At 67.4% G+C, this 12,368-nt stretch carries 14 protein-coding genes, 1 tRNA gene and 2 riboswitches; of the genes, 10 read left to right on the top strand and 5 right to left on the bottom strand.

Going from position 1 to position 12,368, the window contains the following annotated elements; all coding sequences use genetic code 11:
- Positions 1-55: 55 nt before the first annotated feature.
- Together rpmA and C8P69_RS08790 are read right to left on the bottom strand one after the other, a co-directional pair.
- A complete protein-coding gene (gene rpmA, locus C8P69_RS08795) occupies positions 56-325 on the bottom strand; it encodes a 50S ribosomal protein L27 (RefSeq protein WP_108176164.1) in 270 nt (89 codons plus the stop codon).
- A 76-nt stretch (positions 326-401) separates the two neighbouring features.
- On the bottom strand, positions 402-1,076 hold the full coding sequence (locus C8P69_RS08790) for a 50S ribosomal protein L21 (RefSeq protein WP_108176162.1): 675 nt from the start codon (positions 1,074-1,076) through the stop codon (positions 402-404).
- 453 nt (positions 1,077-1,529) lie between these two features.
- Between C8P69_RS08790 and C8P69_RS08785 the strand changes: the two genes are divergently transcribed.
- Positions 1,530-1,619 (top strand) — tRNA-Ser (locus C8P69_RS08785).
- A 173-nt stretch (positions 1,620-1,792) separates the two neighbouring features.
- Here C8P69_RS08785 and C8P69_RS08780 read toward each other — a convergent pair.
- On the bottom strand, positions 1,793-2,290 hold the full coding sequence (locus C8P69_RS08780; RefSeq protein ID WP_211353811.1) for a hypothetical protein: 498 nt from the start codon (positions 2,288-2,290) through the stop codon (positions 1,793-1,795).
- 311 nt (positions 2,291-2,601) lie between these two features.
- Between C8P69_RS08780 and C8P69_RS08775 the strand changes: the two genes are divergently transcribed.
- Both C8P69_RS08775 and C8P69_RS08770 read left to right on the top strand, forming a co-directional pair.
- The gene (locus C8P69_RS08775) at positions 2,602-3,966 is read left to right on the top strand and encodes an SH3 domain-containing protein (protein WP_146167308.1); all 1,365 of its coding nucleotides are present in this window, start codon (positions 2,602-2,604) and stop codon (positions 3,964-3,966) included.
- A gap of 182 nt (positions 3,967-4,148) precedes the next feature.
- Positions 4,149-4,246, top strand: a riboswitch (glycine riboswitch).
- 3 nt (positions 4,247-4,249) lie between these two features.
- Positions 4,250-4,339, top strand: a riboswitch (glycine riboswitch).
- Positions 4,340-4,376: 37 nt separating this feature from the next.
- Entirely contained in the window at positions 4,377-5,639 is a 1,263-nt protein-coding gene (locus C8P69_RS08770) for a D-amino acid dehydrogenase (protein WP_108176158.1), read from the top strand.
- 113 nt (positions 5,640-5,752) lie between these two features.
- Here the strand turns inward: C8P69_RS08770 and C8P69_RS08765 are convergent, their stop codons facing one another.
- Both C8P69_RS08765 and C8P69_RS08760 read right to left on the bottom strand, forming a co-directional pair.
- Positions 5,753-6,223, bottom strand: a complete 471-nt coding sequence (locus C8P69_RS08765) for a hypothetical protein (RefSeq protein ID WP_108176156.1) — start codon at positions 6,221-6,223, stop codon at positions 5,753-5,755.
- A 300-nt stretch (positions 6,224-6,523) separates the two neighbouring features.
- Positions 6,524-7,147, bottom strand: a complete 624-nt coding sequence (locus C8P69_RS08760) for a hypothetical protein (protein WP_108176155.1) — start codon at positions 7,145-7,147, stop codon at positions 6,524-6,526.
- Positions 7,148-7,593: 446 nt separating this feature from the next.
- Here C8P69_RS08760 and C8P69_RS08755 point away from each other — a divergent pair, with 446 nt between their 5' ends.
- From C8P69_RS08755 to C8P69_RS08725, 7 genes are all read left to right on the top strand, one after another.
- The gene (locus C8P69_RS08755) at positions 7,594-7,878 is read left to right on the top strand and encodes a DUF4212 domain-containing protein (RefSeq protein WP_108176153.1); all 285 of its coding nucleotides are present in this window, start codon (positions 7,594-7,596) and stop codon (positions 7,876-7,878) included.
- A 15-nt stretch (positions 7,879-7,893) separates the two neighbouring features.
- Positions 7,894-9,945, top strand: coding sequence for a sodium:solute symporter family protein (locus C8P69_RS08750; RefSeq protein WP_108176152.1), 2,052 nt, complete (start codon positions 7,894-7,896; stop codon positions 9,943-9,945).
- A 149-nt stretch (positions 9,946-10,094) separates the two neighbouring features.
- The gene (locus C8P69_RS08745) at positions 10,095-10,406 is read left to right on the top strand and encodes a YggT family protein (RefSeq protein WP_108176150.1); all 312 of its coding nucleotides are present in this window, start codon (positions 10,095-10,097) and stop codon (positions 10,404-10,406) included.
- A gap of 5 nt (positions 10,407-10,411) precedes the next feature.
- Positions 10,412-10,771 (top strand): hypothetical protein, encoded by a 360-nt coding sequence (locus tag C8P69_RS08740; RefSeq protein WP_108176148.1) that lies wholly within the window; start codon positions 10,412-10,414, stop codon positions 10,769-10,771.
- A gap of 137 nt (positions 10,772-10,908) precedes the next feature.
- Positions 10,909-11,283, top strand: coding sequence for a hypothetical protein (locus tag C8P69_RS08735; RefSeq protein WP_108176146.1), 375 nt, complete (start codon positions 10,909-10,911; stop codon positions 11,281-11,283).
- Positions 11,284-11,421: 138 nt separating this feature from the next.
- Positions 11,422-12,009: a hypothetical protein gene (locus tag C8P69_RS08730; protein WP_108176144.1), complete on the top strand. Its 588-nt coding sequence runs from the start codon at positions 11,422-11,424 to the stop codon at positions 12,007-12,009.
- A gap of 11 nt (positions 12,010-12,020) precedes the next feature.
- The gene (locus C8P69_RS08725; protein WP_108176142.1) at positions 12,021-12,365 is read left to right on the top strand and encodes a YciI family protein; all 345 of its coding nucleotides are present in this window, start codon (positions 12,021-12,023) and stop codon (positions 12,363-12,365) included.
- The last annotated feature ends 3 nt before the right edge of the window (positions 12,366-12,368 follow it).

The raw sequence follows: 12,368 nt of genomic DNA, 5'->3' as shown, positions 1-12,368 counted from the left end.
CGATCATGGGGCAGCCTGGCGAACTCGCCGGCGGCCCCGATGTCGGTGCCGCCTGTTACTCGGCGGCGGCAATCATCGGAACAACCGACACGTAGGTACGGTTATTCGCTTTCGTTCGGAACTCTACGCGGCCGTCGGTGGTCGCGAAGAGCGTGTGATCCTTGCCAAGCCCGACATTGGTGCCGGGATGGAACTTCGTCCCGCGCTGACGCACGAGAATGTTGCCGGAGACGACCTGCTGGCCGCCGAACCGCTTCACACCGAGACGCTGGGCGTTCGAGTCGCGACCGTTACGCGACGAGCCGCCTGCCTTTTTGTGAGCCATGAGGAGCTCCCGATTCCGTTGGTCTTATAAGACGTGTTGTGCAGAGAGATGGCAAGAGCGTGGCGAAGAGCCCCGCTTACTTGTCTTCCCCGGATTCCAGCTCGGCCTTGTCGACCTTGGCGCGCGGCGGCTTGCCAGCCAGCAGCTCCTTGGCCTGCTCGACCCATTCCTCGCGCTTGGCGCGGCCGCGGAGCCCGAGCTCCTTGTCCTTCGCCTCGAGCGCAGCGTCATCCCAGGAGGCGATCTCCTCCCAGGAGGTGATGCCGGCGGCGCGCAGCTTCTTCTCGATCGTCGGGCCGATGCCGGCGATCAGCGACAGGTTGGACGTGTCCATCTTGCCGGTCGGGGCAGCAGCGGTCTCGGCGACCTCGGCCTTGGCGGCCTTGCCCTCGGCCTTGTCGGCCTTCGGCGCGGCAGCGGCCTTCGACGGCTTGGCGCCGCCGGTGAGGATCTCGGCGATGCGCACGATGGTCAGGTCCTGGCGATGACCCTTCTTGCGCTTCGAATTCTGGCGGCGGCGCTTGCGGAACGAGATGGTCTTCGGGCCGCGGGCCTGCTTCACGACCTCGGCGGCCACGGAGGCGCCGGCCACGAAGGGGGAGCCGATGGTGATGCCGGCGTCGCCGCCGACCATGAGCACCTCGGGGAACACCACCGTCTCGCCGGCCGCAGCCTCGAGCTTCTCGATGGTGATCGTGTCGGAGGCGGCAACCTTGTACTGCTTGCCGCCAGTCTTGATGACTGCGTACATCGTTTTCGGTCCTTGTCGACGATGCCTGGCGGGTCGGGAGGGAAGCCCCTCGCGCCTTGGCCGGCCGTCTTCTTGTTTGGTCTTGCCGCCGGCGGACCGGCGGTTGTTGGTGACGCCCGCATCGCACGACGGAACCGGACGGTTCTCAGCCAAGCGGAAGCGGGACGCGGCTCAATGATGGAAACAGGCGCGCGAGTCAAGGAAAACCCGCAGGGCGCCGCCCTTTTTTGCCTCTGCGGCCGGGGAGGCCGTGTCGCCCGGCTGCCCCGAGGGGCGAGGCCGTGCCGGCCGGGATGCACGGCGGGCGGTCGCAGGGCATGAAGGCCGTCGACGCTGTTCCTGCGAAATTCCGTCCCCGCCGCGACGCCGTGCTTGAATGCGGCCGTCCGTTCCGCTATGTCGCGCTTCGCTTCAACTCGGGCGGCGCGTCTTCTCGCACCGCCTTGCGACCGCGGAGAGGTGGCTGAGTGGTTGAAAGCACCGCACTCGAAATGCGGCATACGGGCAACCGTATCGGGGGTTCGAATCCCTCCCTCTCCGCCAATCGTCCTTGAAATTGCTAGGCCAATGTCGCTGCTGGGGCCCCAAGCGGACCTCGGAAACGTTTGCACCCGGGCGATCAGGGACAGGCGCCAGGATGATGCTTCGCCTTGCCGGAGCCGGCGCGAGGGCGCGCACCTGTCTCGCTCGCCTGCGTCGCGACGGGAAGGACCCGGTCAATCGCGCAATGCGGTGGGTGACGGTGTCCCCCTGCGCTGCTCGCCCCACAGCCTGGCCCCGAGAGGGATCATCAGGCCGACGCCGAGGCCGAACAGTCCATTGAGAACAGGCCCGATCCACATCCTTGCCGGGTTGAACCCCGCTGCGACGGGCTGGCCTTTCAGGGGCGCAACCACGAACCAGGCCACGAGCGTCGGAGCCACGGCGCCGAAGATCGCCGCCGCGGCCCAGAACGGCAGACGGACCGCACTTCCGAACCGCGTCCAGATCACCGTGAAGACCACGGCCCACAACCCACCGAAGAAGGCCAGGCTCATGACTTGCGGGATCCCGAATGGCGCGACGGGATCGAACACAAAGGCCCTGAGGGGTGCGATGCCCGCCCTGGCGATCATCAGGACGGCGACCTGATGGAACAAGAGGACCGCCAGAGCGCCAGCGGCGAAGGCGATGGCCAGGCGAGCGAGGGTCAGTGGCGGAGCGGCAACAGGCATGCTGGTCGTCCCCTGGCGCGTTCCTGCCGGGCGGCGAAGGGCGCCGGCTTGCCGCGCGTCCTTTTTCCATACCGCGAAAGTAACGTCGCCGAAACGAGGAAAAGCGCCGTTCGCCCCACAGCAACGCACCGGCAATGCGCTCAACGTTCTTGCGGCCCCATCCAGTCAGCCCCCGCGGGTCATCCCCGCAAACGGGTCCAGCCGAGAACGTGGGACGTCGGCCGCAAGATCGCCGATCTGAAACACGGGCTTTCCGTGACGGCATGAGCCTTCAGCATCCCGCGGGGATAAGCCGCTCCGGGAGAAGCTCCATGTCCGATGCCATGCGCACCTTTCAACTGATCGCGACTTTTGCCGCGATGCTGGGAGGCGTTGCGCCAAGCCTTGCCCAGCAGCCAACGCCGATACCGTCCTGCAGCCTCGGCGACACGGACTGGCGCAGCGACCCTGTCTTCCTGCGCAGCCAGGATCCATCAGCCCGCGGTCGTCCCGGCGGCGCATTACGCTGCGAGCAATACGACCTCTCCGAATATCCCGTGGGCGCCGAGCGTCTGAAGGTCGTTGTCGGCAGGCTTTTCGAAACCGGCGAGGGCGGCGGCGCCGGCATCGAGCAGCCCGTGCGGTTGATCATCCTCTCGAAGGGGACGGGCGCGCAGGAGCGCGTGATCGGCCGCTTCCTCGAGCCCTATGACATATCGAGGGACAAGCCGAACTTCTTCACCCAGCTGGCGACGACGCCGGACGGCGGTGCGCTGGTGCTCGTCGGCTGGCAGATCCGGACGGCCTATCTCGTCAGGAATAACGAGGTGAGACTGGTCGATAGCCATGCCTGGCTTGACGCTGCGATCGCGGCCACGCCCCCCGGCTGGCGAGCCGGGCCGGTCAGGACCCTCAAGCCCGACAGTCTCGACCACAACATCAAGGGCTATGTCGCTCTTTTCCGCGCAGACGCCGACGATCCATCGCGTCCGGGACGCGCGGATGACGAGGGCCAGGCGATCGAAGTCGATCTGGTGGTGAGCGAGACCAGGCTCATCGCCGTGAACACGCGCGTGGTCGAGGGCAATTCAGTCCAGGACGACGAGTGGTGGGAGCGTTTTGTTGGTCAGTCAGAGGGGATGCGTTCCGACCGCAGGCGGCTGCCGCGCGGCACCGAGACTTGCGACATCACCGCCTGGTCGATGGACCCCGATCCCGCCGGGATGACCCTGCGCGCGGCTCCCAATGCGCAGGCACGGGCGATCGGCCGGATACCCCCGCCGTGGAAGGCGCCCGACCGCCTTGGTGATCGAGGCCAGACCTACCGCTCCCAGTTCAGGGTGATCGGCTCCCGGCCGGGGTGGTTTCTGGTGCGGGACATCACCGCACCGGGAGTGGCCTATGGCGAGCGCTATCCCCGCACGCTGCCCCAGGCGCCGCGCGGCCAGGGATGGGTCCCGGCGAGCCTCATCGGCGCGGCGCTTGCCAATACCGGACTGGCTCGCGGCGAACTGCGGCAGGCGCCCAGCGAGTTTTCCGCGATTCGGCCGGTGGCGCGTGAGCCAACGCCCATCGGTCCCGGCGACGTCGTCGAACGCCTCCACGCCTGCTCGGGAAACTGGGGGCTGGTCGAGATCGGCGGAGAGCGGGGATGGTGGCGCGGCATCTGTGCCAACCAGGTCTCGAATTGCAGCTGATCGCGGCGGCCGCGCGCGGCGAGGCCGGCCATGCTTCACCACCGGTTTCAGGCCCCGTCGAAGAAGAGAGGCAGCCGATGCGGCCGGGCAGGGGCCGCGCAACAGAGCCGCCGGAGCCTGGCGCCCCGGTGGCGTGCCGTCCCGCGTCTCCCGATCTTGACGAATGCCGGGAAGGCTCTACCCTCATGACCGCGGAAGAGTTCGCGGGGGTTTCACCTGCCGCGGCGCCGAAGGAGCAACCGCCCCGGAAACTCTCAGGCAAACAGACCGCGCCGAAACGTGACTCTGAAAAGTGGAGCAGCAGCTCCCGCCGATGGTGTAACCGCAGGTCCGATGACCGGCCCCGCGGGATGCTCTCAGGCCAATGACAGAGGGGGCTTCGATCCGCCGTGCGCGGAAGGAGACCCGCTATGCCCACCTCAGACACGATCAACGTCGCCGTCATCGGCGGCGGCATCACCGGCGTGACCACCGCCTATAGCCTCGCCCGCCGCGGCTGCCGCGTCACCCTCTTCGACCGCCACCCCTATGCCGCGATGGAGACCTCCTTCGCCAATGGCGGCCAGCTCTCCGCCTCCAATGCGGAAGTGTGGAACAGCTGGGGCACGGTGCTCAAGGGCCTGAAATGGATGATGTCGCCGGGCGCGCCGCTGCTGGTGAACCCCAAGCCCTCCTGGCACAAGATCAGCTGGATGGGCGAATTCCTCGCCGCCATCCCGGCGCATGAGGACAACACCATCACCACGGCGCGGCTCGCCATCGAGGCCCGCGCCCACCTCCGGCAGATGGCCGCCGAGGAGGGCATCGATTTCGACTGCGAGGATCGCGGCATCCTGCATTTCTACCAGTCGAAGGCCGACTTCGACGCGGCGGCGCGGGTCACGGCGCTCCTCGCCCGCGGGGGCCTTGCGCGCCATGCGGTGACGCCGGCGGAGATCCGGTCCATCGAGCCGGCGCTGCGGGGCCAGTTCCATGGCGGCTTCTACACGCCCTCCGACTTCACCGGCGACATCCACAAGTTCACCATCGGCCTCGCCGAGGCCTGCGAGCGGCGCGGCGTCGCGATGCGCTTCTCCACCGAGGTCCTGGCGACCGAGGCCCTGGAGGATCATGTCAGCCTCACCGTCCGCTCCACCGAGCCGGTGGCGGACGGCGCCCCGGCGGCCGCCGAGACCCTGCGTTTTGACAAGGTCGTGGTCTGCGCCGGCGTGCTGAGCCGGGAGGTCGCCCGCGGCTTCGGCGACCGCATCAATGTCTATCCGGTCAAGGGCTATTCCATCACGGTCCATCTGCCGGAGGCCGCCGACCAGGAGGCGGCGCCCTGGGTCAGCCTGCTCGACGACAAGGCCAAGATCGTCACCAGCCGGCTCGGCCGCACCCGGTTCCGCGTCGCGGGCACCGCCGAGTTCAACGGCTATAACCGCGACATCCGGGCCGAACGCATCGCCCCGCTGGTCGCCTGGTGCCGGCGCCACTTCCCCGGCATGAGCACGCGGCAGGCGGTGCCGTGGGCGGGTCTCCGCCCGATGATGCCCGACATGATGCCGCGGGTGACGCGGGGCCGGAACCCGCGCGTGCTCTATAACACGGGCCACGGGCATCTGGGGTGGACCTTGTCGGCCGCTACGGCCGAGGCCGTCAGCGCGCTGGCGACGGCACGGCCCAACGCCTGATCGCGCGCCTGTTCACGGGGGGCCAGCCGCATGGTCGCGGCGGGCCCTTCGTGGCGAGCCTTCGGGCTGGCAGCGTCCTGACCGCTAGCGGCTCACCGGGACGCGCCGGCATGCTACCGCGTCGCGCTGGACGAGCCGGTCTCCGCCGGGCATCGCACCCACCCCGCCTCGTCCGGCATGGGGCCCGATCCTGTGGAATCGAAGTTGAGCGTGCCGTCGGCGCGCAGGCGCAACCGGACGGTGGCCGGCGTGCTGTCCTGATCGTCGAATGCGCGTCCGCGACCGACCCAGACGTTGCCGCGCCGCGTCCAGGTCCGGATGCTCCAGCCGCTTTCGTACTGGAGGATGGACCGGCCATCGATGCGCGTCGGGGTGAGTTCGCCCGTTTCCGCGCACTGGGCGAGATCCGAAGCCCATGTGCCGTGGAACGACCGTGGCAAGCGTTCGGCGGCGGCCGCCGCCATGATGCCCGTCGCAGCGACAAGGCAGGCCGCGGCGATGACCTTGCAGGCAAAAACTGTCTTCATCATGCGCCCGTTTGCAGCGTTTGAGACCATCGCGGTGGACCGGATGAGCCGGCCCATCGGCATGTCTTCTGGCCGGTCAGCGTTTCGCGACCGCGCTACCGCGGCGATTCTGCGTTTCCGATGCGTCTCGCGAGGGCGAGCTCATCATCCGACGGGGCCGGCCGGCCGAAGTTCGAGCGGGACGAGAAAAGGCCCGCGGATGGTCTCCGCGGGCCCGAAAGTTGGGAGCCGGCAGCCACCTAGTGGGAGCTGGCTGCTTCGGCAGGCCCATGATGCGGATGTCGCTCCTGGTCTCAACAGAAAGTATGAAACCGATCCGCGCACTTTGTCGCATCGGCCGCCGGAAACACGCCTCCCTCAGTGCGGCGCCGGACCGGTGGCCAGCGCGCCGGCGAGGGCGCGGCGATCGAGGAGAGCCTCGGCCTCGCCGGCCATGTTCACCATCATGCCTCGCATGTGGTTGAGGACGACCTCGCGGTCGAGTTTCATCAGGTCGGGATGAATGGGGACGAGCGCGAAGATCTCGTCGAAGGTCGCCTTGCAGATGTCCTGTGGCGCCTTCGGCTCGGCCAGCGCCGCGCGGCGCAGGCTGGTCTCCACTCCGTCGGCCCGCTGGCCCCACCATTCCGGATCGACGCCGGCCGGGCAGGGATAACGGCCGAGCACGTTCCGCCCCGCGGCAATCAGCGCGTCGAGCAGCGCCGGCTCCCGGCCGGCCGCCGCGCTGCGCAGATGGCCGTCGACCAACTCCAGCACGTTCGAGACGCTCAGGGGAAAGGCCCGCCACCGGCCCTCCTCGATGGCATCCTTGAAGGACTGTTCGCGAAACAGCTTCTCCGCAAGGATTCCGGCCCGGGCGCGGCTGTATTCATACATCGATCGATTGACGAGAAAGGCTGCGCGGGCGTCGATGAAGTCTTCGAGGCCTGACCACGACGCGATTTTCTTCTGGCGGCCAAGGATGGCATCGAGCAGTCCCATGGCATGTTCCCCCTGTGCGGCTGACTATATCAGCCGGCTCCGCCGCGGCCACCGAAGGTCACGCGAACCCGCCGAAAACGGGCAAAATGACGCAGTCTGCGGCGTTTTGACGCCTGATCGTGCGGTGTCAAAAGCCGCGATTTGCGATGGGGCGCTGCCATTCGCCGCAGCCATATTCGACTTTCGTCGCATTGTCGGCGGTAGGGTGGTGTTTACCGTTTTTTCGTCGAGCGCCCGTCGCGTTGCTTTCGCCTTTTGTGCAAAGCAGCAACGACGAGCGGAAGAACTTCAGAAGTCACGCCTGAGTGTCAGTTCAACTTGACACCGGGCGCGGTGCTGCGTCGACAAGTGTGCCGGAGAGCACGCAGGCGGGCGCTCGGGAGGTGCATCGCATGAGGCCGTCGTCCGGCGGTCGCAATGCCCCAGGGGCACAAGGAGGGTAAAGCATGGCGCAAGCGCCCGACGATCCAGCGCAGAAGCCCGATGACGTGGGCTATTGGAAGGCCACCCAGAAACTGACGTTCACGGCAGTGGGCATCTGGGCCTTCTTTTCGTTCTTCGTGCACTTTTTCGCACCGGCACTGAACGGCATTTCCATCCCGATCCTGAAGTTCCCGCTCGGCTACTACATGGCCGCGCAGGGCTCTCTCGTCGTCTTCGTCATCCTGATCTTCTGGTTCTGCAACAAGCAGGAAAAGATCGATCAGGAGTTCGGCGTGTCGGAAGACTGAGGCGGGGGGCGAACAATGTCAGTTGCTCAGTCCGACGGTCGCGACTTTCTCTCCAACCTTGGTCGCGTCTATTCCCTCTACACCCTGTCCTTCCTCGGCTGCGTCGTCCTGCTGGCGATCCTGGAACAGGTCGGCATGCCCAAGCCCTGGATCGGCTACGCCTTCGTCGCCCTGACGATCGGCGTCTATGCCGCCATCGGCATCCTCTCGCGCACCGCGGAGGTCTCGGAGTACTACGTGGCGGGCCGCAAGGTCCCCGCGCTCTACAACGGCATGGCGACCGCGGCCGACTGGATGTCGGCGGCCTCGTTCATCGGCATGGCCGGCTCGCTCTACCTGCTCGGCTATAACGGCCTCGCCTTCATCCTCGGCTGGACCGGCGGCTTCGTGCTGGTGGCGACGCTGATCGCGCCGTTCCTGCGCAAGTTCGGCGCCTACACGATCCCGGACTTCTTCTCCTTCCGCTACGGCGGCAAGGTGGCGCGGACGCTCGCGATCATCGTGCTGATGAGCTGCTCCTTCACCTATGTGGTGGCGCAGATCGTCGGCACCGGCCTCATCGGCGCCCGCCTCCTGAACATGGACTATGTCGTGGCCGTCTATGTCGGCCTCGTCGGCATTCTCGTCTGCTCCATGCTCGGCGGCATGCGCGCGGTGACCTGGACCCAGGTGGCCCAGTACATCGTGCTGATCATCGCCTACCTCATCCCGGTGGTGATCCTGTCGGCCCAGAAGTACGGCATCCCGATCCCGCAGCTCACCTATGGCGACGTGCTCTCCCAGATCGCCGCCAAGGAAGCGGCGCTCCGGGCGGCCGGCGACGTGGTCGTCCCGGCGGTTGGCTACATCAACCCGTCCTTCGGCAACCCGGCCCTCTCGGGCGCGGCGCTGTGGGTCGAGTACGTCAACTATTTCGGCCTCATCCTCTGCCTCATGGTCGGCACGGCGTCCCTGCCGCACGTCCTCATGCGCTTCTTCACCACCCCCTCGGTGCGTGAAGCCCGCAAGTCGGTCGGCTGGTCGCTGCTGTTCATCTTCATCCTGTACTTCACGGCGCCGGCCTATGCCGCCTTCGCGAAGATGGAGGTGTACAACAACGTCGTCGGTCAGAACCTCGCGACGCTGTTCTCCGCCGAGAACCTGAGCTGGATCCGCTCCTACGGCCGCGTGGGCCTGATCCAGATCTGCGGTGTCGACGCGACCACGCTGGAGGCGGTCCGCACGGCCTGCGCCCGCGTGATGCAGCACACCGGTGACGTGGCTTCGTTCAACCCGACGATCCAGCTCCGCCACTTCGGCATCCAGGCAGACGCCATCGTGATCTCCACCCCGGAGATCGCCGGCCTGCCCTATGTGATCGCCGGTCTCGTGGCGGCCGGTGGCCTCGCGGCGGCTCTCTCGACCGCCGACGGCCTGCTGCTCGCCATGGCGAACGCCCTGTCGCACGACGTCTACTACAAGATGATCGACCAGAACGCCTCGACCGAGAAGCGCCTGGTTGTCGCTCGCGTGCTCCTCATCATCGTCGCCATCGCAGCCGCCTATGTCGCCTCGTTCAGGCCGGCCGACATCGTCGCCATGGTCGCCTGGGCCTTCTCGCTGGCGGCAGCCGGCTTCTTCCCCGCGCTGATCCTCGGCGTCTGGTGGAAGAAGGCGACGACGCAGGGCGCGATCTGGGGCATCGTCGTGGGCTTCGGCATCACGCTCTACTACCTCGTCGGCACCCGCTACTACGCGCCCGCCTTCTACGAGACCTGGAAGGGTCTCTCGATCGCGACCGCCGCGCAGTACCAGGCCTATGAGGCGGCCAAGGCAGCCTATGCGGCGTCGGCGACGGCGGCCAACTGGGCGGCTCTCGACCGCACCGCGCAGGTCGTTGCCAACTGGTGGGGCGTGCGTGGCATCTCGTCGGGCCTGTTCGGCCTGCCGCTGGGCTTCCTCGTGATCTGGGCTGTGTCCAAGTTCACCAAGGAGCCGTCGCAGGAGATGCAGAACTTCATCGACGAGATCCGTCGTCCGAAGGGCGCCGTGGTCATGCAGGAGAAGGGCGCCGCCGTCGGTCACTGACGGCGCCCCATCCCACAGCATCGGAACGGGGGCCCGACGGGTCCCCGTTTCTTGTCGGCGCGCCGGCCGTCCTGCTTGACGCAGGGGCCGGCGCGGTCCGACCCTGACGATCAGGGCAGGGGCTGGTCCCGCCATCACGGAGAGTTCGCGTGGACGCCGCCTCCTCGTTCTTCCAGTACTGGTACTTCCACGTGCCGAACTATGTGCTGGCGCTGGTGATGTATGCCTGCCTCGGGCGGTTCGTCCTCGGCCTCTTCGTGCCGCCGACCTGGGACAACTACATCTGGCGCGGCTTCGTCTGGACCTCGGACCTCGCGGTGCGTCCGGTTCGGGCCATCACGCCCGGCGCCGTGCCGCTGCAGGTGGTCATTCTCTTCGCCATCCTCTGGACCCTGGCGTTCCGAATCTTCCTGTTCTTCGAGATGGCGCGCTGGGGCCTTGCCCCACGGATCGCGGGGTAACCGCCATGGCCAGCAACCCGACCGACAACCAGGACGCCCCCGTGGTTCTCGCCGAGCCCTTCCTGTTTGGCATCCTCGGCCTCGGCATCCTCAACGGCATCTTCTCGCCCTTCACCGGCTTCGTCTTCCTGGTGCATGCCTTCTGGTATCCCTCGACCTTCCTGCCGGTCTCCGCGCCGTTCATCCTGCTCTTCGCCAGCCTCATCACCTCGACCTTCACGATCATGCTGGCGGGGGTGCCGGCGGCGCTCTACGAGCGGTTTGCCAATGGCGGGCGGACCAACACCCTGTCGCTGTGGATCTGGGTCTCGACCCTGGCGATCCTCTCCCTCCCGGCCGTCCTGCGGGCGTTCAGCGCGCTCTAGGGCAGGTCCTTCCGCGGGGTTGCAAGCCATGCAAACCCGCCATTCAACAGCCTGTGAGAGCGATGTCCCCCTCTCGATCCTTCTGGAGCATCTGCTAGCGTGGTGCGTCATTCCGCCACATGCTCGGAGTTGCTCGCATGTCTCCGCAGGTTCGACAGGCCGCCTACGTCTCCACCGCCCGGGGGTGCGGTTTCGCGACGCTCGGGATCGTCATGACCATGCTTGGGCTGGCCTATGATCCCGTCACCGCCCTCAAGCTCGGCGGCGGCTCCTACCTTCTCACCGCGCTCATCCTGATCCTGAAAGCCTGGCGGGCTCCGGGCCAGCCCTTCCGGAGCACCGAGGTCTGGATGATCCTCGACGAGCACCAGCGCCCGCATGGCGATATCGCGCAATGGGCGATCGCCAGGGCCCGCGCCGAGGCCTTCTACCGCTTCGCCTACCTGTCCACCTCGGTCGCGATGCTGCTCCTGAGCCTTGCCCTGCTGTGGCGGCTGGTGGGGCTGGCGTGACGCACCTCGGGGCGTCCGCGCCGGCCGCGTGAGGCTGCCGGACAAGAAAAATTGCACCGCCTGTCGAAAGGGCAGGGGCCCGTCCGTCATGGGGGCAGGAGGTTCGTGGTGAGCCTCCGCTCACCTGATGGAGCCCTTATGAATCTTCCCCTCGCCTGTGCGGCCGGCCTGCTGGCCTTCGCCGCACTTCCCACTCTCGCCAGCGACCGCTTTGGTCCGCGCGCGGAGCTCGAACGCCTGTCCGGCACCTATGCGAGTTCGGCGCCCGAGCCCTGGTACGGCGGCTACGGCACCCGCCGCTTCACCTTCGAGAACGGGCGCTGGAGCCTCGTCTTCACCCATGCGCTGGACCCGGCGATGCAGCGCCGCACCTTCTCCTTCCGCACCGACGGCCCCTACCGGGTCGGCGCGCCGTCGATGAGCGTCGAGGGCGCCTTCGAGGCGGTCTTCTCGGAGGACGTGAAGCGGGTGACGCTGCTCACCGATGATCCCGCCATCGTCCAGGCCTTCGGCTTCGCCTCCTGCGGCCTGTCGCTGAATGTCGAGGTCGACATCTCCGCCAAGGGCTGCGCGGGCTGGAAGCCGGTCTCGGTCTGCCACGAGGATCACGACCTTCTCGCCGTCGACGCGGCCGGTCTCTACTTTGGCGTCAGGCCGCGCGACAATGACATGTGCAGGCCTGAGCGGCGGCCGACCGCGCTGCTCATGCCCGTCGTCCGGCAGTGAGGGAGGCTCTCATGCGCTTTGCCATTCTGAACTACGTGAAGCCTGATGGTTTCGTTGATCGGCTGCCGGAGAACGAGCCGGACGCGCCGGCCTGGGGCGCCTACACCAAGGCGCTGATCGAGGCGGGCGTGCTGGTCGGTGGAGCGGCCCTGATGTCCTCCCATACCGCAACCACGCTCCGCCTCGTGGAGGGCCGCCGGGACATCCATGACGGCCCCTATGCGGAGACCAAGGAGCAGCTCGGCGGCTTCTACCTCATCGAGGTGCCGGACATCGACACGGCGCTGGAATGGGCGGCCCGCAACCCGGCCGCTGCCACCGGCGCGGTCGAGGTGCGGCCGGTCTATGTGACCTGATCC

The sequence above is a fragment of the Phreatobacter oligotrophus genome, from assembly GCF_003046185.1.
GTDB lineage: Bacteria > Pseudomonadota > Alphaproteobacteria > Rhizobiales > Phreatobacteraceae > Phreatobacter > Phreatobacter oligotrophus.
This window is presented reverse-complemented; position numbering and strand designations above follow the sequence as displayed.